This is a genomic window from Acinetobacter sp. ANC_7553, assembly GCF_056779895.1.
In genome coordinates, this window is the sequence record NZ_JBWYIV010000017.1 from 1 (window position 1) to 21,488 (window position 21,488).

At 37.5% G+C, this 21,488-nt stretch carries 22 protein-coding genes; 14 read left to right on the forward strand and 8 right to left on the reverse strand.

Going from position 1 to position 21,488, the window contains the following annotated elements; genetic code table 11:
• The first annotated feature begins 524 nt into the window (after window positions 1–524).
• The gene (locus AC1M9I_RS12700; protein ID WP_180028797.1) at window positions 525–1,442 is read left to right on the forward strand and encodes a matrixin family metalloprotease; all 918 of its coding nucleotides are present in this window, start codon (window positions 525–527) and stop codon (window positions 1,440–1,442) included.
• A 100-nt stretch (window positions 1,443–1,542) separates the two neighbouring features.
• Window positions 1,543–1,917 carry a hypothetical protein gene (locus AC1M9I_RS12705; RefSeq protein ID WP_035270344.1) on the forward strand — a complete coding sequence of 125 codons (375 nt, stop codon included), beginning with the start codon at window positions 1,543–1,545 and terminating at the stop codon, window positions 1,915–1,917.
• Between the two features lie 57 nt (window positions 1,918–1,974).
• Here the strand turns inward: AC1M9I_RS12705 and AC1M9I_RS12710 are convergent, their stop codons facing one another.
• The 3 genes from AC1M9I_RS12710 to purE form a co-directional block, all read right to left on the reverse strand.
• Window positions 1,975–3,255 carry a lytic murein transglycosylase gene (locus AC1M9I_RS12710; protein WP_481611130.1) on the reverse strand — a complete coding sequence of 427 codons (1,281 nt, stop codon included), beginning with the start codon at window positions 3,253–3,255 and terminating at the stop codon, window positions 1,975–1,977.
• A 661-nt stretch (window positions 3,256–3,916) separates the two neighbouring features.
• On the reverse strand, window positions 3,917–5,038 hold the full coding sequence (locus AC1M9I_RS12715; protein WP_481593973.1) for a 5-(carboxyamino)imidazole ribonucleotide synthase: 1,122 nt from the start codon (window positions 5,036–5,038) through the stop codon (window positions 3,917–3,919).
• Between the two features lie 15 nt (window positions 5,039–5,053).
• Entirely contained in the window at window positions 5,054–5,566 is a 513-nt protein-coding gene (gene purE / locus AC1M9I_RS12720) for a 5-(carboxyamino)imidazole ribonucleotide mutase (RefSeq protein ID WP_035270333.1), read from the reverse strand.
• A 271-nt stretch (window positions 5,567–5,837) separates the two neighbouring features.
• Between purE and AC1M9I_RS12725 the strand changes: the two genes are divergently transcribed.
• On the forward strand, window positions 5,838–7,100 hold the full coding sequence (locus AC1M9I_RS12725; protein ID WP_092768740.1) for a DUF2254 domain-containing protein: 1,263 nt from the start codon (window positions 5,838–5,840) through the stop codon (window positions 7,098–7,100).
• 16 nt (window positions 7,101–7,116) lie between these two features.
• Here AC1M9I_RS12725 and AC1M9I_RS12730 read toward each other — a convergent pair whose 3' ends face one another.
• On the reverse strand, window positions 7,117–7,461 hold the full coding sequence (locus AC1M9I_RS12730; RefSeq protein WP_035270328.1) for a DMT family protein: 345 nt from the start codon (window positions 7,459–7,461) through the stop codon (window positions 7,117–7,119).
• 252 nt (window positions 7,462–7,713) lie between these two features.
• Between AC1M9I_RS12730 and mpl the strand changes: the two genes are divergently transcribed.
• Window positions 7,714–9,084, forward strand: a complete 1,371-nt coding sequence (gene mpl, locus AC1M9I_RS12735; RefSeq protein ID WP_481593975.1) for a UDP-N-acetylmuramate:L-alanyl-gamma-D-glutamyl-meso-diaminopimelate ligase — start codon at window positions 7,714–7,716, stop codon at window positions 9,082–9,084.
• 33 nt (window positions 9,085–9,117) lie between these two features.
• On the opposite strand, the gene AC1M9I_RS12740 is transcribed toward mpl, so the two are convergent.
• Both AC1M9I_RS12740 and AC1M9I_RS12745 read right to left on the reverse strand, forming a co-directional pair.
• Window positions 9,118–9,405: a GNAT family N-acetyltransferase gene (locus AC1M9I_RS12740; protein WP_481593976.1), complete on the reverse strand. Its 288-nt coding sequence runs from the start codon at window positions 9,403–9,405 to the stop codon at window positions 9,118–9,120.
• A gap of 21 nt (window positions 9,406–9,426) precedes the next feature.
• Window positions 9,427–9,714, reverse strand: a complete 288-nt coding sequence (locus AC1M9I_RS12745) for a GNAT family N-acetyltransferase (RefSeq protein ID WP_035268578.1) — start codon at window positions 9,712–9,714, stop codon at window positions 9,427–9,429.
• A 637-nt stretch (window positions 9,715–10,351) separates the two neighbouring features.
• Between AC1M9I_RS12745 and AC1M9I_RS12750 the strand changes: the two genes are divergently transcribed.
• Window positions 10,352–11,314 carry a TerC family protein gene (locus tag AC1M9I_RS12750; protein ID WP_481611131.1) on the forward strand — a complete coding sequence of 321 codons (963 nt, stop codon included), beginning with the start codon at window positions 10,352–10,354 and terminating at the stop codon, window positions 11,312–11,314.
• 68 nt (window positions 11,315–11,382) lie between these two features.
• On the opposite strand, the gene AC1M9I_RS12755 is transcribed toward AC1M9I_RS12750, so the two are convergent.
• Entirely contained in the window at window positions 11,383–11,946 is a 564-nt protein-coding gene (locus AC1M9I_RS12755; RefSeq protein ID WP_180028803.1) for a nucleotidyltransferase family protein, read from the reverse strand.
• Between the two features lie 163 nt (window positions 11,947–12,109).
• On the opposite strand from AC1M9I_RS12755, the gene AC1M9I_RS12760 reads away from it, so the two are divergent.
• The 5 genes from AC1M9I_RS12760 (at window position 12,110) to AC1M9I_RS12780 (ending at window position 15,712) form a co-directional block, all read left to right on the forward strand.
• The gene (locus tag AC1M9I_RS12760) at window positions 12,110–13,165 is read left to right on the forward strand and encodes a Rieske 2Fe-2S domain-containing protein (RefSeq protein ID WP_481611132.1); all 1,056 of its coding nucleotides are present in this window, start codon (window positions 12,110–12,112) and stop codon (window positions 13,163–13,165) included.
• Between the two features lie 52 nt (window positions 13,166–13,217).
• On the forward strand, window positions 13,218–14,549 hold the full coding sequence (gene guaD, locus AC1M9I_RS12765; protein ID WP_481593978.1) for a guanine deaminase: 1,332 nt from the start codon (window positions 13,218–13,220) through the stop codon (window positions 14,547–14,549).
• A complete protein-coding gene (locus tag AC1M9I_RS12770) occupies window positions 14,515–14,646 on the forward strand; it encodes a hypothetical protein (protein WP_257219949.1) in 132 nt (43 codons plus the stop codon). Before guaD ends, AC1M9I_RS12770 begins: the two co-directional genes overlap by 35 nt.
• A gap of 136 nt (window positions 14,647–14,782) precedes the next feature.
• The gene (hpt, locus tag AC1M9I_RS12775; RefSeq protein WP_035268589.1) at window positions 14,783–15,310 is read left to right on the forward strand and encodes a hypoxanthine phosphoribosyltransferase; all 528 of its coding nucleotides are present in this window, start codon (window positions 14,783–14,785) and stop codon (window positions 15,308–15,310) included.
• A 150-nt stretch (window positions 15,311–15,460) separates the two neighbouring features.
• Window positions 15,461–15,712 carry a GlsB/YeaQ/YmgE family stress response membrane protein gene (locus AC1M9I_RS12780; protein ID WP_035268591.1) on the forward strand — a complete coding sequence of 84 codons (252 nt, stop codon included), beginning with the start codon at window positions 15,461–15,463 and terminating at the stop codon, window positions 15,710–15,712.
• A gap of 50 nt (window positions 15,713–15,762) precedes the next feature.
• Here AC1M9I_RS12780 and AC1M9I_RS12785 read toward each other — a convergent pair whose 3' ends face one another.
• Window positions 15,763–16,464 (reverse strand): DsbC family protein, encoded by a 702-nt coding sequence (locus tag AC1M9I_RS12785; RefSeq protein ID WP_481593979.1) that lies wholly within the window; start codon window positions 16,462–16,464, stop codon window positions 15,763–15,765.
• Window positions 16,465–16,681: 217 nt separating this feature from the next.
• On the opposite strand from AC1M9I_RS12785, the gene AC1M9I_RS12790 reads away from it, so the two are divergent.
• From AC1M9I_RS12790 to AC1M9I_RS12805, 4 genes are all read left to right on the forward strand, one after another.
• Entirely contained in the window at window positions 16,682–17,875 is a 1,194-nt protein-coding gene (locus AC1M9I_RS12790) for an MFS transporter (protein ID WP_481589596.1), read from the forward strand.
• Window positions 17,876–19,556: 1,681 nt separating this feature from the next.
• On the forward strand, window positions 19,557–19,850 hold the full coding sequence (locus tag AC1M9I_RS12795) for a hypothetical protein (RefSeq protein ID WP_180139149.1): 294 nt from the start codon (window positions 19,557–19,559) through the stop codon (window positions 19,848–19,850).
• Entirely contained in the window at window positions 19,847–20,035 is a 189-nt protein-coding gene (locus tag AC1M9I_RS12800; protein WP_180081633.1) for a hypothetical protein, read from the forward strand. The genes AC1M9I_RS12795 and AC1M9I_RS12800 overlap by 4 nt, the downstream gene beginning before the upstream one ends.
• 696 nt (window positions 20,036–20,731) lie before the next feature.
• The gene (locus AC1M9I_RS12805; RefSeq protein WP_481611133.1) at window positions 20,732–21,400 is read left to right on the forward strand and encodes a hypothetical protein; all 669 of its coding nucleotides are present in this window, start codon (window positions 20,732–20,734) and stop codon (window positions 21,398–21,400) included.
• Window positions 21,401–21,488: the final 88 nt, after the last annotated feature.

Below are 21,488 nucleotides of genomic sequence, written 5' to 3' on the forward strand. Positions count from 1 at the left end.
AAAATCAATAGTACATATAGTGTACCAATCTTGGCTCATCAATTACTGACAAAAAATTTGCTCAAATAAACTTCGAGAAATTTCTACCAATTATCAATGATAATATATATCGATCAATCAACCAGTAAAAATCCACACAAGTTGTTCTTCACAATCTCTTAATGATCTTTCTAACATCTCGTCAATGCTAGAAGCTGGACTCGAAACACTCAACAACTCTGCAAGCTGCTTCGTTCGTTTCCGTGTATCTCGTCGGTATGGGGTGCATTCTATAGATTTTTTCTTCCCTTGCAACCCCTTATTTCACTTATTTTCAACGGGTGTTGCTTTTTTCGACTAAAAAGATGAAAAACATGAATTTTCACTCGTTTTTTAATCATTATTCATATTTATTTTCATCATTCATTTAAATTTTACGAATAATTTTCATTTTTATACACACTGGAGCTCATATATTTTGATGTTTTATTTTCCAAAATGTTTTTTTAGGCTACATTGAATAAAAATTAAGTTGAATTGCTCGCATGATGCGCTCCATTATTCTGATCTTTTCCTTTTTATGCGTTGCATATTTTGCTGTACAACGTTTTATTCATCCTCAATTAAATCACAATTCAACTTTAGATCGGCTTCAACACCCCATTGATCAACGCCTAAGATATCGTATTGGGTTTATTGACCCAAGATTTCAACTTGATACAGAGGCATTACGCCAAATAACTCAAGAGGCAGCGAATATCTGGGAAAATCAAACTCAACAAAAGTATTTCGTTTACGACCCCAATGCTCGTCTTACAATTAATCTCATTTTTGATGAACGTCAAAATGAATCCAATTATAGAAAGCATACGCTAAAGCAATTTGAAAATAGCAAATCATTAGCCGACCAAATGAGATTACAGCTAGAGCAAGAATCACAACAACTTGAATTTTTAAAACAGCAAATTGAACAGCAGCAACATAACTATAGTAGTGATCTAGATCAACATAATAATTTTGTCCACCATATTAATGGCTTAAACACATCTATTACAGATTCACAATTTCAGCAGATCAATACCTCTAAGACACGACTCACACAACAAAAGCTTGAGATTGAAAGCAATATTGAACGATTTAACACCTTACGAACAGAACTCAACGATAAAGTAGAAAAATTCAATCAATCCCAACACCAACAACGTAAAGCCATTGATGAATTCAACCAAGTTTTTCAAGCCAAAATGTTCCATAAAGGCGAGTTTAATGGTCGTGAAATCAATATTTATGAATTTCAATCTATAGATGAGCTTCGAATCACATTGGCTCACGAATTTGGTCATGCATTAGGTCTTCAGCATACTAATGACCCCAATGCCTTAATGTATCCAATTCTAGAAAAGCAGAATTTCTCCAATTTTAAATTGACTGCTGCTGATCTCGAACTACTCAAAAGTCGATAAAATCAGCATCACATCTCAATCCCATAATTAAATTAAGGATTTAATTGAATAGTTTTGAATTCGTGTTAAGGTATTTTAAAATTAATCAGAGGAGAGAGACGTGAGTTATTATCATATTATTCTTGAGGTAAATGATCATATCAGCACGATCGAGGAAACTCGTGATATTGAAATATTTGATATTGTCGAGCTTCAACCTTATCTCTACTCAATTTTACTGCCATATTTCAATAAACAACTCATCGAACTCGATGATGAGAACATTAAATTCGAAGACGTCTTACATATTCAAATTAAGCAAACATTATTACCTATTCAAGATTTAATTGAAGAGGAACAACGCCAGCTTCCAAGCGATACAGATGTCACCATTACAGCTTATGAAATTTTTAACGATCGAGAATTAAGTCAAGATGTAACCTTAGTCATTTTTGACTTACTCGATGCTGTTAAAATCGATCGCTCTATTATTTAGAAACATCATCAGAAAAAAGGTCAACCTATGTTGACCTTTTTTAATCCGGGAACCTATTTATTGCATCATCAGCTGAGCCTGCTCATTTCTAAATGCACTCAATATCTGCTGTCCCGCTCGACCTGTAGGATTTAAGCCCAATCGGGTTTGCTCTTGACGAATTGCCTGTCGAGTTTTATCCCCAATTAAACCATCAATCGCACCAATATCGTAACCGCGCTGGATTAAATAGCGTTGAATTTCTCGGCGTTCTGCTCTTGATGTACCAGGATCATCAGTCGGCCAAGCTTTTGCAATTTTAGCTTTTCCTTGCAATCGATCTGATAAATGTGCGATTGCCAACGCATAACTTTCTGCTGCGTTATAACTATATATAGCATCAAAATTTTTAAATACTAGAAAGACCGGCCCAGCACTGCCAGCAGGCGCAAGCAACCCAGCTTGAGAAGATGCTGAAAGATTACCCTGAATTAAAGGGGAGCCATCCACTCTATTCAATCCTTGATTGACCCAATAAGACAATGCTTTCTTATTACGTCGCCCCTCACCTACAACTGACATTCCTGCAGGAATCTGCACTTCAAATCCCCAAGATTGACCAGTTTGCCATCCTCTTTTCTTCAAAAAATTTGCTGTTGAAGCCAAAGCATCTGGAATACTCGAGACTAGATCACGTCGTCCATCACCATCAAAATCTACAGCAAGCTCATCATAGGTTGAAGGCATAAACTGAGTATGACCAAAAGCCCCTGCCCACGATCCTCTCAATTGTTCTTCCCGAACATCACCACGCTGTAAAAGTTTCATGGTGGTAAAAAATTCACCTCTAAAATACGATTGACGGCGCCCCTCACAGCTTAAAGTTCCCAAAGCTTGAAGCAATGGATAGCGTCCAGAAATATCACCATAATTACTCTCAACTCCCCAAACTGCAACCACCATTTCAGCTGGAATGCCATAAGCCACACTTACACGGTCAAGTGTTTCTCGATGCTGTTGAAGTTTCTGTTGCCCCAATTGAACACGTTCATCATCAACTAAACCTGACAAATAATCCCAAATTGGCGTCGAAAATTCAGGCTGATAATTTAAACGTTCAATCACAGAATAGTCAGGAGTTAAATTCTGCGTGTAACGATCATACGTCGCCGAGCTAACCCCTTTAGTAATCGCTTGTGATTTTAAATTCGAGATGCATTGCTGAAAATTAGGAGCGGATGACACAGTTGCCGTCATGGATGGCGAGGCTGTCACAGACTGACCATTAATAATCAACTCAGCATGAGTTTGAGACATCGCTAAAAAAAATGAACCTATCGTGAGTGCAAGCCGTTGCATAAGACCCTGTAATTCTAAAATGTTGGAATTATGTCTTTACCTTAACAGCTCACTCTAAAAATTAAAGCATCGAATCGTAAATTTAAATTCATACTTTCTACTTTTTTAAATTTATTTTGAAAATTTAAATTTAAAAACTTATCCACAACCTAGTTTTAAATTCATTTGTTATTGAATTTAAATTTAAACCGCCACACAATATTTAAATTCAAAAAAACTTATCCACAGTCATCCAATACCACAAATTAACATAAATCATTGAAAATTATAAATATTAAAATAATTTAATTTACTCAATAGATAAGAATTTAAATATAAATCTTTAAATACATTTTTGAATTCAAACCTCAATAGTAACTTTGAATTCAAAATATCCTGCAAGCCTATTATTTTAAATTTAAAAACTGCGTATGCATTTTATTTGAATTTAAAACCGCTTTGAATTCAAAGTTAAGATGGCTCACATAAGCCATAATCAAACTTATACACAGTTCAAAATATGTGTTCTAATCAGAACTAATAGTATAATTATTATGCAATTTTTTAAAATTTCATCCGACCAATGGCCAGTGATTTTTAAAGAGGCGCAATCATGCCTTAAACAAGATAAATAAAAAAGCGACCACTCGTGTGATCGCTTTTTTTATCAGCAACTTAAAGTTTAGATGGTCATATCTTCACTTAATGCTAATGGGTTTGGTAAAATTTTCGACAACTGACGACAGAGTGTAGTCAATTCTGAGCTATTGATTGGCATTAAGGTAATATGACCAATTTTACGACCTTCACGTTCTGACTTATTATAAAGGTGCAAATGAGCACCCTCTAAAGCCAATACATCTTCAGTCTTTGGATGCTCACCAATAATGTTCACCAATACCGTTGGACGAATTATCTCAGTTGAACCCAAAGGTAAGCCTGCAACAGCACGGATATGGTTTTCAAACTGAGAGCACACAGCACCTTCAATCGACCAATGACCTGAGTTGTGTACACGTGGCGCCATCTCATTAGCATATAAGCCTTTGTCCGTCACAAATAGCTCAAGCGTCAGCACACCGACATAGTTCAAATGGTTAAGCAAGCGAGTGACGTAATCTTGTGCTACAGGTTGTAGATCTACACTGTTCGGTGCAGGGACAATCGAGTGCGATAAGATACCATTGTGATGGTGGTTCTCAGCCAATGGCCATGTTTTCACATCACCATTCTGACCACGTACTGCAATGATTGACACTTCACGCGAGAAAGTCACAAAACTTTCAGCAATCAATTCACCCGCAGGACCAAGTTCCGCCCATGCTTGATCAATTTGATCCGCAGTGCGTAAGACAAACTGACCTTTACCATCATAACCACCACGTGAAGTTTTTAGTACGATTGGAAGACCAAGTTCAGCGACCGCGTTTTGTAAACTTTCTAGTGATGTCACCGCTTTGTAAGGTGCTACTGGAATATCTAACTCATCAAATAACGCTTTTTCAGACAAGCGATGTTGAGCAATCGCTAAAGCCTGACGCGGGGGATGCAGTTGCTTAGTTTCAGTTAATACGTCTACATCTGACAATGGCGTATTTTCAAATTCTAAAGAAAAGACTTCTGCACTATTAATGAAATCCTGTAAGCCATTTTCAGCTTGAGTTGAGATCACTGGACCCAAAGCAGCAGAAGGGCAGTCTGTACTTGCTTCAAAAAAAGTACATTGAATATTTAATGGAAGTGCCGCCTGCGCCATCATTCGACCCAATTGACCGCCACCAAAAATACCGATGGTTTTATCCATAAGATTTCTCTCGAATTAAGCTTGACCAGGAATATTTTTACTCGCAACTTTTTCAGTTTGCGCTAAACGAAAATCGGCTACATTCTTTGCAATATCAGGGCGAGTTAAACCTAAAATTTGTGCCGCCATAATCGCAGCATTGGTCGCACCTGCAGGACCAATTGCCAGAGTACCGACAGCAATACCTGCTGGCATTTGTACAATTGAAAGCAATGAATCAACACCATTCAAGATCGAAGATTTAACCGGTACACCTAGAACAGGAAGATCAGTCTTCGCTGCGCACATACCCGGTAAATGCGCTGCACCACCAGCACCCGCAATAATCACTTGGATACCACGATCACGAGCTTGCTCAGCATATTCAAACAAACGATCTGGCGTACGGTGTGCTGAAACAACTTCCGCTTCAAAAGGTACACCAAGCTGATTCAACATATTGGCAGTGTGTTCGAGTGTCGCCCAGTCTGACTGAGAGCCCATGATAATTCCAACGAGAGGAGTGTCTTGTGAAGCGGCCGCATTCATTGCAATGTTTCCAGAGATTAAAGTAAGAGAGATAAATCTCGACGAGAGCCAAGCTTTAATAAGAACTCACTATTATAGACTGAAAATGAATAGGTCTAAAGTTAAGCTGATAAAATAAGGATTAAAAATATATACTTGTTAATAGACATAAAAATGAATTTTATGATTGGTCATTGTTCGGCCTTAAACGTCTAGCTCATTTAAGACAAATTGAATTTACATAAAACTGAACTAAGCCATTCAAATTAAAAAATAAAAAGGAGAATATAGCATGTGGTTTAAACTGAAACTATGGTGGAATAACCCTGCAGAAAATTTATGGTTTACACCAGCACTTGGGGCTTTATTAGCGATTTTTTTCTCTCTATTTGCAACCGCAAGTCGTTATTTTATTCCATCACACGCGGTTCCAAATATCAGTATTGAAACACTAAGTAGCCTACTGGATATCATTGCTTCGAGTATGCTGGCGGTCACTACATTTTCACTTTCGATTATGGTCGCCGCATTTGCTTCAGCTTCCTCAAGTGGTACGCCACGTGCTTATAAGCTGATGATGAATGATGATAATACTCGTCTCGCAATTACCAGTTTTATTTCCGCATTTATCTATGCCGTCATCGCAAAAATCGCTTTGGGTTTACAATATTATGGCGTTTCGGGTCGTTTTGTCTTATTTGTAAGTACCATTTTGGTTCTCATTTATTTGATTGTGACACTGATTCGTTGGGTACAAACATTGTCTCAGCTTGGCACATTAACCAATGCTATTTCTAAAATTGAAACAGCAGCATCTCAAGCTTTAAGTACATTCCGTACACACCCCAACTTTGGCGCTTCAGGACAAAAACCATTGGGCGAAAGCCAACTCAAAATACACCCAAAACAGACAGGTTATTTTACTCATTTTGATATTGAGTCCTTAAATCTTCTTGCTCAAACTCACAATGCACATATTCATCTTGCTTTTCTTCCTGGGAAATTCGTAGACCCATCACTGGTTCTGATTGAAGTCTTTACGGAAAATCCAATAGATGACGAAGAATTAAAAAATTTAGAACATCAAATTCATGAATACGTGATTATCGAAACGAACCGAAGCTTTTTACAAGACCCAAGATTTGGTTTATTGGTCATGAGCGAGGTTGGACAAAAAGCGATGTCAGCTGCAATTAATGATGTGGGTTCAGCAATTAGTGCGATCAATGCCTTAACGCGGATTATTATTGATAGTCAGCCAGATCCAGAACAGAAAACTTTTAATTTCTCGAATATCAGTGTCGATATGTTTGATATTCGTGAGTTTATTAACAGTAGCTTTGCACCGATGGCACGGGACTGTATAAGTAATATCGAATTAAATCAAAGAATGATTAAATGCTTATCCATGATTGAAAAAAATGTATCTGAACCGGAACTACGGGAAGCTGCTCATGAAATGGCACATGAAATCTTGGCACGCTGCTTAAAACATTTTGAATTTGAGCCTGATCGTCAAAGATTAATTCGGGAATATGAAAATAACTTTAGTTAATCTTTATCCTTTTGAATCATGGTGTTCTAAACACAAAATACACACAACCACATAAGCAAAGTGCAGCCCATACATAATCCAATTTGAAAGGCTGTTTAAACATGAAAATCATGAAAGGAACAAATACCAATAGCGTAACAACTTCCTGAGTGATTTTCATTTGTCCCACAGCCCAGCCATTTTGAGCCAGCATCTTGGTTGCAGGAATCATCAAACTGTATTCGAATAATGCAATGATCCAACTAAATAGAATGGCTTGCCATAAAGGGGCATCATGCGGCAAAAATTTTAAATGACCATACCACGCCAAAGTCATAAAGCAATTTGCTAAAATCAGAAGCAATAAAGGTAAATAAATCATTTAAATCTCAAGTTAAATCGTCCGCGTTATTCTACGATTAAATCATTTCGTTTCATCAGACTAGATTAAAAATATTCATATATTTTAGTTCATAAATTTAAAAATTTATTTCTGCAAAATTTTACGGAAGGCCTTCTAATAATCACTATCTTTTCACCAAGAGCCTTGTTATCGTTGACATCAAATCAAATAACACATGACAACAGCACCAAAAAGATGTTTGTGTCGAAAAGAGTAGTGGAGTAAATCATCATGCATCTGCATATTTTGGGAATCTGTGGCACCTTTATGGGATCGTTAGCACTGTTAGCTCGAGACCTAGGGCACACAGTGACAGGCTCGGACCAAAATGTGTATCCACCTATGTCGACACAACTCGAAAATGCGGGTATTACCTTAATGCAAGGTTATGACCGTAGTCATTTGCAACCACACCCAGATTTAGTGATCGTTGGTAATGCCATGAAACGTGGAATTGATGCCGTTGAATACATGCTAAATCAGGGTTTACCCTATATCTCTGGACCACAGTTCCTTGCCGACCATGTGTTACAAGGTAAACATGTATTAGGGGTTGCTGGTACGCACGGAAAAACAACCACTACCACGATGTTAGCTTGGGTATTAGATCAAGCGGGCTTGGAACCGGGCTTTTTAATTGGTGGTGTACCACTTGGATTTAAAGAAAGTGCTCGTCTAGGCGGAGGTCAATATTTCTGTGTAGAAGCAGATGAATACGACTCTGCCTTCTTTGATAAACGATCTAAATTTGTTCATTACCATCCAAAGACAGCTATTCTGAATAATCTTGAATTTGATCATGCAGATATCTTTGATGATCTCGCTGCCATTCAAAAACAATTTCATCATTTGGTTCGTACTATTCCAAGTGAAGGCCGTATCATCGCACCAATCACTGAATCAAATATTGATGAAGTTTTGGCACAAGGCTGTTGGACACCGATCGTCCGTACATCGCTTGAATCTCATGATCAATCAACTATCTCTGCAAACCAACTTTCTGCAGATGGTACTCACTTTCAAGTCTTAAAAGACGGCGAAGTAAAAGGTACAGTCCAATGGTCGATGACAGGTCAACACTCCGTTGCAAATGCTTTAGCAACCATTGCAGCTGCAGAGCATGTAGGTGTTTCCATTGAAACTGCATGCGAAGCATTATCGAATTTTGGTGGTGTAAAACGCCGTATGGAGCTCCTCGATACCATTCGAGGTATTGAAGTTTTCGATGATTTTGCTCATCACCCAACAGCAATTGACACAACACTGGATGGTGCTCGTAAACGACTAGGCGAACGTAAACTATGGGCTATTATTGAGCCGCGCTCAAATACGATGCGAATGGGAAGCCACAAAGATGGTTTAGCATATTCTGCTCGATTGGCAGATGAGGTGATTTGGTATCAACCTGAGGGTTTAGATTGGGATCTACAACCTGTTGTTGAAGCTGCTCCGAATAAAGCTATGGTAGCGCGTACTATAGAAGAGATCATTCAAACTGTCGTGAATGATGCAGGCGAGGGGGATGCCGTTGTGATCATGTCAAATGGTGGTTTTGGTGGTTTGCATCAAAAACTCATTCAAGCACTCAAAGCAAAAGAATAAATAAAAAAGCCCGCTCTGCGGGCTTTTTTATATTTAAGCGGTAACATCATGATATTCATTATGAAAACGCTTAAACATGACAACCACATAAGAGCAAGTTGGAACAATTTTTAATTTTTCTGTACGAGCAAATTCTACAAGTCGATCTAACAATAACTTTGCAGTTCCTTGTCCACGTAAACGATCATCGACCCAAGTATGATCCGCTATAATGATCTGTGGAGTTTGGTAACGATAGCTGATTTCTGCAATTCTTGATTGATCTGCGTCCGTGAGATAAAACTCACCGCCTTTCACACTATCGATATGTTCAAACTGCATATGACCGCTCACTGTATGATTTTATTTAAACAGAACATCATGGATTGCTTCATCTTTGTTGAAAACAGATTTAGCAAATGGACAAAGCGGTAGGATTTTAACATTCTTTTGACGAGCTAATTCCACCGCACGGTCAACAAGTTGACGTCCCACGTTTTGCCCTCTTAATGAATCATCAACCCAAGTATGATCAATAATAAATTTATCTTCACCTGCCCATGAATAAGTCATTTCAGCTAAATGATGGCCATCTTCACCAATAAAAAACTCACCTTTTGATCCATTTTCTTGATGTTTAATTTCTAACATTATCATTATCCTATCATTCGTTATTAAATATAGATTAGAACGACATATTTACATAACACTATGAAAAAATGGGACAAACTTGTCTATCAATTACAAATTCAAAACTTTAATTTATTTTAAAAAAAAGAAATATTATAAAAAACAAAAATATATATTGTCAGTCATAATCATTAAATGTTATTTTTTTAATATATAAATGTATTATTATTGTTAAAACATTAATGAGTAAATGAAATGGATATCTATTTAATATCAATTGTAGTATTGATCATCATTGCAATAATCTTATTAATTTCAATTTTTAAAGACAAATTTAATAACCCATTTAAATAATTTGCACACAACTTATAAGTGTGTCATCCTTTGTGCACTCGAAATCAAATGAAACGATTTCAACGTAATTTATTATCAAATTTGAACAAGGGGAGTAGCCTCCTCCAACAGTACTTAAATACTGTGTCAGAATATCGTCATTACACTTTGAAAGAAGTCGGTATCTGAGCATCATTTCGATTATCTAAAATGCATAATCAAAATGGTGTAGGCAAGACCTTGATCATGTTGTTTCAGAATTATTATCTGGCAACTGGTCGAGGTTTTTTTATGCCAAAATCAATTGCCAGTATTGGAGATCACTATGGAAACCATAGGCAATATTTGGCTTTATGTCATTTTTTTTGGCATCGTCACGATTATGCTCTTAATTGACTTTCTAGGTTTTAAACAAAAAGAAGGTCAAGAAGTTAAAGTTAAAACTGCTGCTTATTGGAGTATTGCATGGGTCACTGTCGCAACACTTTTTGGTGGTGGACTATGGCTATATCTAGAAAATACCGCTGGTATAAACGTAGCCAATACGAAAGTTATGGAATATTTTGCCGGCTATTTACTGGAAAAGTCACTCGCAATTGATAACGTCTTTGTGTGGCTAATGATTTTTGCTGCATTCGCTATACCTCCTGCACTTCAACGTCAATTACTCCTTTATGGTGTATTGGGCGCTATTATTCTCAGAACAATTTTTATTTTTATCGGTGCGTGGTTCGTTCAGGAATTTTCGTGGATCCTCTATATCTTCGGTGCTTTCCTTGTATACACTGGATTTAAATTCCTTAAAGGACAAGAGGATGATCCAAATATTGAAGATATGGCCATTCTGAAATGGCTACGTAAACACATGCGAATTACTCCACAGTTGGAAGGAAATAAGTTTTTCGTAAGGCAAAATGGCGTTCTATGGGCAACCCCATTATTTTTAGTGCTAATTTTAGTCGAGGCATCTGATGTTATTTTTGCAGTCGATTCTATTCCAGCGATTTTTGCGGTCACCACTGATCCTTTTATCGTCCTTACAGCTAACTTGATGGCTATCCTCGGTCTACGGGCTATGTTTTTCTTACTGTCTGGAGCCGCTTCAAAAATGCATTATTTGCCTTATGGACTTGGGGCTATTTTAATTTTTATCGGTTTCAAAATGCTTATGCTTGACGTATTCCATATGCCAATTTGGATCTCATTAAGTTTTATCGTGATTGCCCTTTCAATTACAGCATGGCTTTCAATTCGTTATAGTAAAAAACATCATCAAATGACCTTATAAGGTCAAACTTTGTTGGATTCAATAAAGCCTTCATCTGAAGGCTTTATTTATATCATTAGATGAGCCATCTAATTCACAATGCTTAACTTAGGCCATCGTTCCAAAAAACATTTTGACTTAACCCTATGTTCAAAGACTCCACGTGAAACCAAACGATTATTCCACCTTAATTTTAAAGTAAATAAATCTTCAAGCCCCAAAGGGGCGAGGATTTCAATATGATTATTCTCCATTAATTTGATAGCGATTGCGGTTGCCGTTTCTGGCCAAAAACTCATAGCATGATGTACTGAAGTATATGGATCAATTTGAGCACCTTCATCAGTTCTGTACCAATGATGTACCAGAGCTTGATTTGTAATGTCCCAATGAATATTAGGATATCTATGTTGAAGTGCACCCTTTAAATAATTTCGTCTCTCATCCATTTTTTCTGAAGGATCAAAATAAATGACATCAATTTCAGTTTCAAAAATGGAATAATTTTGATTATGTAAATAAGACCAGATCCAATTTCGAATCAAGCCCGCACTAAAATAGGCCGCACTATCAATCTGCCGTAAACACTGTAAAAGTTCATAGATATCTGCATTAGATCGTATTAAATGGCTTAACTTCTCATATAAGTCCATGGGTGAATTCACTTTATATATTTTGATTAGAATTTAATATTTCCACTCAGCTCTCCAATTTTAAATGTTAAGAGACGGTTGGCAAAGATCTTGCATCATCTCCAAAGAAAAAAGCTCAGTAAATTTAGCGCAGCTCTTCGGAGCTCTTTTTTAGGAAATGACGATGAATATGATTCCCGCATTAAATCCACTCAGTGCACCTTGCCAATGTAGTTTCGACTTACAAGATTGGGAAATTCTCGCGCAATATTGGTATCCAGTGGCTCGTATTCAAGATGTTTCAACCACACCACATCAGGTCACTTTACTTGATGTAAAAATGGCGATTTACCAAACTGACAATGGGGAAATTCGATTAGTGCGTGATATCTGCCCTCATCGTGGTGTACCTCTAAGTAAAGGATGGGTAGAGGGTGAAGAAATTATTTGCCGATATCACGGTCTAAGATTCGACCTTGCAGGGAAGTGTACAAAAATTCCTGCTCAACCTGATTTAACTAAGATATCTGACCGTTTTAGTTTAACCCAATTTCCAGTAATTTTGAGATATGGACTGGTCTGGACTAGCTTGCATGGACGTGATTTTCAACACAATAATATTCCCCAACTTGACACTTGGGATCATCCTGATCATCAGTCTATTTTACCTCCATATGTTGATATTGCAGGCTCAGCAGGTCGTCAACTCGAAGGATTCATTGATGTAGCTCACTTTGCATGGGTGCATCAAGAAGCTTTTGCAGATCGAAACAACCCAGTTGTACCGAAATACCATACTGAGAGAACAGACTATGGTTTAAAAACAATTTATATTAGTGGTGTCAGTAATTACCCGCATGCTTTGAAACACCTAGAGCCAGAAGGTTTTGAGTGGAAAAGAACTTTTGATATTTACCCACCATTTTCAGCGATATTAACTGTAGATTTTCCAGACAATGGGATTTTAAAAATCTTGAATGCGTGTTGTCCTGTATCGGTCAATCAAACCAGATTATTTGTTCCTTTGACGCGTAATTTTGATCAGACTGGAGATTTACAAGCAGTCTATGATTTTAATGCCCAAATTTTTGCCGAAGACCAAGATATCGTAGAATCGCAAAAACCTGAAGAATTACCACTTGATTTAATGATGGAAGCGCATTTTGAGGCTGATCGATCTTCGACTACTTATCGTCGTATTCTCGCAGAGTGGGGGCTCAGCAAACGATATACAGTTTAATTAAGATAGATCAGTTACAATCAATCGAAAAAATTAAAAGTGTAGGTTTTAAATGTCTTCTGTAGTTGCATCGACGGCGATTCGCGGTCGCTTCCTAGATATTCAGAATACGGTTGCCCAAGCGCGTGAAATTCACGACCAAGTGCGTTACGTAGAAGATGGTTTATTGATTACTCAAGCGGGTAAAATTCAATGGTTTGGTCGTTGGGAAGATGGGCAACAACAGCTCCGTCAGCTTGAATCCTCTATCCAAGTTGAGCATTACCCAGATCAACTGATTGTTCCTGGTTTTATCGATACGCATATTCACTTTCCTCAAACTGAAATGGTAGGTGCGTATGGCGAACAATTACTCGAATGGCTGAACACTTATACCTTTCCTACAGAAATCCAATTTCAAGACAAAGCTTATGCAGACCAAATTGCACACTTTTTTGTCAATGAGCTGCTGAAAAATGGCACAACGACTGCATTGGTTTTTTGTACAGTTCATAAAGAATCTGTTGATGCACTATTTGAAGCGGCAGAACAATACCAGATGCGTTTGATTGCAGGCAAAGTATTGATGGATCGTCATGCACCTGAAACACTGATAGACACCGCTGAAAATGCTTATACAGATAGCAAAGAATTGATTGAGAAATGGCATGGTAAAGGTCGAAACCTTTATGCCATTACGCCTCGCTTTGCGCCTACCTCTACACCAGAACAATTAAAAAGAGCAGGGCAGTTAAAAACTGAATATCCTGATGTATATATTCATACTCATTTGAGTGAAAACACCAATGAAATCGCTTGGGTGAAAGAGCTTTTTCCTGAGCAAAATGGCTATTTAGATGTGTATCACCACTATGGATTAACAGGCAATAAATCTGTTTTCGCTCACTGCGTTCATTTAGAAGAGCATGAATGGGATTGTATGCATCAAACAAACTCTGCAATCGCCTTCTGCCCGACTTCAAACCTCTTTCTAGGAAGTGGATTGTTTCCATTGAAAAAAACCTGGGATAAACAAGTCAAAGTCGGTCTTGGCACAGACATCGGTGCGGGGACTTCATTTAATCAGCTTCAAACGTTGAATGAAGCCTATAAAGTTCAACAACTCCAAGGCGACAAATTATCTGCATTTGAATCGCTTTATCATGCGACCCTAGGTGGAGCAAAAGCATTAGCGCTCGAGGATAAACTTGGTAACTTTAATATTGGAAAAGAAGCGGATTTTGTTGTATTAAATTTGAATGCCACTGCATTACAAACATTAAGACAACAACGCGCTAAAAATATTGAAGATGCACTTTTCGCATTGTTTACCATGGGTGATGATCGAAATATTGAGGCGACTTATATTTATGGACAAAAAGCATATCAACAATCAGCATCCTAATGCTCAGACTCAACCACAACACCCAATTAAAAAATATGTGTTGATTGGTGCTGTATTCTTAGTTTGTGCTGTCGTGCTTAAACGTGATGCGCATTAATAAACCATTAGTTTACATTTCGTTTTTTTAAAAAGGGTGCAACATTCTGGGATATGTTTTAAAATTGAAGCATATTTCAGGTGTTGCAGGTCAACACCTTTTTTAATTTTAGAATTGTTGTTTTAGGTATCTACCCATGACCATTGACATGAAAGTGTTGATTTCCGCTGAAGAAATTCAAGCGAAAGTTAATGAACTTGGTAATCAAATTAATGCTCACTATGCAAATAGTGATCGAGAATTGGTTCTTGTAGGCTTACTTCGCGGTTCAGTGATTTTCATGGCAGACCTATGCCGCACCATTGAAAAACCACACGAACTCGACTTTATGACAGTTTCAAGTTACGGCAGTGGAACGACTTCTAGTCGTGATGTTAAAATTCTAAAAGACCTTGATGGTGAAATTCGTGGTAAAGATGTTCTTGTCGTAGAGGACATCATCGATTCAGGCAATACGCTGAGTAAAGTGGTAGAAATCCTTGAAACTCGTGAGCCAAACTCTATCAAACTTTGCACGCTGATCAGTAAGCCTTCTCGAAGAGAGATCGACTTGGAAGTAGAGTTTCTAGGATTTGAAGTTGAAGATAAATTTATCGTAGGTTATGGACTAGATTACGATCAAAAATACCGTCATATTCCATTCATTGGTGAAATCGGTCTGTAATGTTTTTTTAAGAAAGTGGCATATGCCACTTTTTTTATAAACAACAAAATAACAACAACATGTAGCGTGATTCTTCTTTTCAAACATCAATACATAATCAACTATATTTGAGCGACACAATAAAAATTCATGATAAAAAGGAGAACAAGTATGTTTTCACTTATTGGAGCTATTCTTATCGGTTTTATAGCAGGTTTAATTGCTCGCGCAATTCATCCTGGTGACGATAAAGCAGGTTTCATTGTCACGACGTTATTAGGTATTGCTGGTTCATTACTTGCTACATATGGTGGACGCCTTCTTAATATTTATCCCGAAGGTTCATCGGCAGGTTTTATTGCTTCAGTCATAGGCGCAATTATCGTTCTGTTTATTTATAACCTCGTTACCAAAAAATCTTAATCAAAAAAAGCACCTTGTTAAGGTGCTTTTTCATTCCTATGACCTAGATTTTACAAGTTCAGCTCTTTCCAAATTTTTTCAATTTCTGAAGCTGGATAAGCGCCTGTTACCCTAAATCCATTTTCAAAAATAATTGCTGGCGTTCCTTGAACACCTAGACGACGTCCAAGTTCCAAATTTCGTTCAATAGGGTTTGAACAATCAGCTTGGGCTGTTGGTTGTTGATTCTTTTGTAAAAGGGCATTCCATGCAAACTCACGGTTTGCGGAGCACCAAACTTGTTTAGAGGGCTGGATCGATTGAGATTTAATTGGATACATAAACGTATAAATTGTCACATCTTTTAACTGGCTTAAATTATTTTCAAGCGTCTTACAATATGGGCAATTTGGGTCAGAAAAGATCGCGAGCTGACGCTTACCATTCCCCCTTACAGTCTTAATGGAATCTTGAAGTGGAAGTTGTTTAAAGTCGACTGAATTATGTTTCAGCACCAAATCACGTGTTAGATTTTTTTGATCTTCGATACGAATCATTGACCCAAAGAATAAATGCTTAGCTTCTTCATCAATATAAATAATCTGATTGTCTAAAGATCCGCTATAGAAACCTTTCATGTCAGTTTTTTGTAAATTTTGAATATTCAATTTTGGATGTTGCGTTTTAATTTTCTGCTGAAGCAATTCAATATTCGCAAAGCTAGAACTTGTAGACAGTGCAAGTAAAGCACTGATTAAAATTTTTTTATACATAAGTTGAGCATATGTTTGATGGATATTATTGCTTATTCTAATCTTCTACTTTCTACAAAGATCAGTTTTTATGTAATTTTAAACCTCATAAATTGTTTCACGTGAAACCAAATATGACAGTTGAATTTTAACTGATTGAAGATAATTGACTCATGCTTAACAGCCGACATAGACTAATGAATCATCGTATCAGCACTGCTGTTCTATAAGACAAATAATGAATGAAAACCAATCGTGGCGAGATTTTATTCTCGTAAGTATCGCACTCTGTATCGGCACCATTGGAACAGCGCTTGCTAGCCCACTTTATCCAATTTACCAAGAATTATGGGGGTTAAACCCGAGCGATATCACCTTTATTTTCGTTTCCTACATGCTAGGGTGCCTGACCACCTTACTGTTTTTGGGCAGAACCAGTAATACCATTGGTTATGTAAAAACTATGCAACTTGGGCTCATTTTTATCACCATTGGCTTGTTAATGTCTATCTTTGCGAGCGATGTCATGTCTCTCTCATGGGGAAGATTTATCATTGGTATCGCATCTGGATTGATGACAACATCTGCTCTTATTGGGCTTATTCAAACTGTTCCAACTTCCCATAAACAAATTGCACCACAATTAAGCTCAATCATTACTGCTGTTGGATTTGGTTTAGGTCCTTTATTTGGGGGATTTTTTGCTGAATTTTTTGCATATCCTTTGGTAATACCTTATGTACCCATTGTGATAGGTTCAATATTTTGCTTCTTTAGTCTATTTACACTCAAACCTATACCTTTTGATGTGCAAAAATTTAATTTTGCTCCCAAATTATTAACACCACAATCACATGATCGCACTCAATTTTTTATACTGAGCTTGACTGCATTTGCTGTTTTTGCAGGATTTAGTTTATACGCCTCACTATCTCCTTCATTTGTTAAAGACATTTTGCCTTGGCACGGTCCACTGATTAGTGGTTCTGCCATTACTGTCATTTTACTGATTTCAGCTGCGACACAATTTTTTTCAAGATCAATCAAACCGCAATCCAGCCTATTACTCGGTATCATGACTTGCTTCATGAGCGTGATCGCTTTATTCCTCTGTATGGAGTTTAAAATTAGCTGGTTATTTTTCCTAAGCGATGGTCTGTTTGGGATTGGACATGGCTTAGCTTTACTTGGGGCTTTCGGACTTATTCATCACATGACCACACCTCACAATCGAGCCGCCGTCATGTCTACTTATCTCTTTATCGGCTATCTCGGAACGATTCTACCCATCCTAGCAGTAGGATATTTAGCTGACCATTTTGGGCTTACAAATGCAGTGATTTGGTTCTGTATTGCAATTTCAATCTTACTGATTGTTTTATTCATAAAGCAGATGAGGGTTAAGCCAAGCAAGTTACCTTTAGCCAATTAACCAAAAAGCCCATTACTGGGCTTTTTAAACCACAGATAAAAACTCGTTTACTTCCCGATACAGAATGTAATTCCAATTATATTTTTAATATAAATTAATAACTTATAAATTTAATTAAAACATAGTGACTAATAGGTGACTGATTGTGTCATCACTAGGCACTTTTTAAGCTGCTCCCCTTATTGGTGGCTCGGGTAGGATCAGATTTAGAATCCTATCCTTTGTGAGTGACTTTGAGGTACTCACTAACCATCTTTGAGCTGGTCAGTAGAATTTTAGATTTTAAATCCGCATTTCAAATGTCGAATTAAGTTAGCCGTCCAAGTGGCTGATTAAGTAGCTCGGTCGCGTTTCAAATGTGAGCAAGTTATAAAAATCACAAAATACTTTCGATTGTAGATACGTGCATCCAGGCGCGTGTGCATTGCCGAAGTTGAGGATTTTAGATGGTGGGGGGAGATTCTATCTTCAAGACATTCATAGCCGTGAACCGCTCCAATAATCACGCTGTAATTCTATTGGGATTTTAAGCCTTAAAACCACGTTTCCGCCCATCCCTCGCGCGCGCGCGTTTTTGTTGACTGAGTTACTTTAAGTTACTCACTTGGTCACATTTCAAATGTGACCAAGTTTGGGGATATCCCCCAATGGGGTGAATGCTCCTGATCCGCTACTACACTTTAAAGGCAGTTAAGAGATGCACTCAGATTTGAGCGTATCTTTGAGCTACTCACAAAAACTCATATTCAAAATGGAGATGCCCCCAAAGTTGGGGTTATCTTTGTGAGTACCTGATAGTCACGTGCAAAACTCAATTTTGAGGTCTGCCAATATTTGGACACACCCCTCAACGCAATTTTGCGCTCAGTGAATACCGTTGCTCACTTTTGAGCATCGCTTTTATGGAGTGGTCATTTTGACCATACCCATACTGGTGACTGTACGAAAGTTTCGTAGTTCATTAACCAACGCAATTTTTCGCTGGTCTACTATGGAAAACTCAGGTTTTGGAACAACTACGCGCGCGTGTAGGTGGACGCAATTTTGCGCTGTCATACTGTTAGTAAATGTTAGTTTTGCGGACTGCTTTAAAAGAGAATAGAACCTTATAAAACCTAATATCAGGACTTCAGAAAACTTCAGTTTTAAAAATACAAAACCTGATAAAACCTGAAATCATTACGGCATGTTTTTCTGCTGCACTGTTAAGAATTGATAAGGTTTGAACCTGACAAAACCTGACATTTAAAGATGCCATGCTGTTAACAATTGTTGACATTCAAAACGCTGCACCTGTTATCAATTGTTATGGTTTGGACTACTACAAAATACTACTTTCCACTGGCTGCTCGGACTTAGGATTGAACTTGTTAAAACTTGTTATTCAGGATATGCACAGAACCGCCCTGATTGCTCGATATAGCCATGTTTTAGAAATGATGTACCTTTCATCAAGTCTTAGCCTAAACCTCACAAAACCTCACATTTAGAACGCCGTAGCTGTAAGCAATAGTAAGTAGCTTTAACTTTATTTTAACTTTTAACTCAAACAGAATTTTTTTTGCTGGTGCGGTTGGGAGTGGTCTCCACTTTGGGCCAATCCATAAGATATGAAATCCCCCCCTTGCTATATAGTCGTATATACGATATATTGAATGAATAATTTACTAAGGGGTATACAATGACGAACAAGACTAAAACTTATGATGCTGGTGATATGCACGACCTGGCTTCATTAGCTGAATCAGATATGAACTGGATGTGTACAGCTATCAGCCATATCAGAAAAGAAGTAATGAAGTTAAACAAGCTGGCAGAAAGTGGAAAAGAAGTCAGCCAGTATCATTTTTCTGAAATTGTTACTCAACTAGATATGTATGAATATTTAGCAGAAGACCGCCACCGCAACCATGCTAAAGGGGCAGAAGCATATAAGGCTGAGTGGGAAGCTGCCAAACAAAAGGCCAGTGCATGAACAAGCCTAACGACACGCCCAAAACTCGCTATGAGAAAAAGCGCAAGCAAAAGCTAGTCAGCTTCAATACTGAGAATTCACACGATGCCGATCTATTGGCCCATGCTAATAAACTGGATGATTTTAGCGGATGGGTTAAAGAACAATTGAATGAAGATATGAAGAAAAAGAAAGGCTCACAATAGTGGGCTTTTTTAATGCCTTAAATACACATAGTCTTATGCCATGCTTTACGCCCTTAATAATTATTTAAACCTGATCAATCCGACTGAGATAACTCACTAAGAATATCGACATGAAGTTATATTTTTTATTTGGCCGAAACATCGCATAGGGCATATCGTTTTGATGTGGTAACAGGAAATCAGATATACAGGTTTTGATGTGGTAACAGCATTTTTTTGATGTAGTAACATAGTCCACGTATATAAAATGATCAAAAGTACGGACATGGGGTATATGGTCATAATTTTGGTATCCATCCATAAAAATAGAAATATCAACCTGACAAAACCTGACATTTGAACCCCATAAAACCTAACGATTAAACCTGTCAAAACCTGTTATTTGAAAGTAAGTGATAGTAAGTATTTGAACCTAACAAAACTTAACCTTTGAACCTGATAAAACTTGAAATTAGAACCCTATTTTCTGATGAAAATATCAGTATAAAAACGTATAAAAATCATGTCTAATTTGTACGTAAAAACTTACATAAATTATTGAATTATTAAATGAATTTAAATAATAGCATGGTAAAATTAAGAATAAATTTTTGGTAAAAAATAGCAGTCTATTAAGGCTAATTTACTAAAAATTTTGAATAGCTAAAAGAGGCTATTAATCACTAAAAAAGTAATTTTAAAAACAGGAGAATGCTTATGCCACTCGCAGCAGCAGCAGTAGGAACAAAACTTGCAGTAGGAGTAGTGGGTGCCAGTGTGGTTGGTGGTGCTTTATCATCCAGAGCACAAAGAAAATCAGCAAATGCAGCAGCAAACGCCCAGATCGAAGCCTCTGAAATGGGGATTGAAGAACAGCGCCGACAGTTTGATGAAATTCAAAAAATTTTAAAACCTTATGTAGATGCTGGTTTGGGTGGTCTAGCAGCTCAACAGGATCTACTCGGAATCAATGGAGCAGATAAGCAACAGACTGCTATTGATGGAATTAACAATAGCGCTGAAATGCAAACCTATTTGCAGCAAGGTGAAAACGCTATTTTGCAAAATGCATCAGCTACTGGCGGATTGCGCGGTGGCAACACTCAAGCCGCATTGGCTCAATTTAGACCACAATTGCTTAATCAGCTAATCAATCAGCGTTATCAAAACTTGGCAGGTATGACATCGCTTGGTCAGAACGCGGCAGCAGGGACAGGTAATGCTGGCATGCAAACAGCTAGCAATATTTCTAACCTGTATCAACAGTCTGGTGCAGCACAAGCGGGTGCGGCTTTAGCAAAAGGTCAGGCAAGTACCGATATGTGGAATGGTGTATCACAGGCAATCGGTCAAGTTAGCGGTATGAAGATGATGGGCCTATTTTGATTAAAGAGAGATGCCAATAAACCCCACTGTTGCCAAATACATGTGGGGTTCTTCTATACATCAGGAAAGCACTTAATAATGCTTTTTT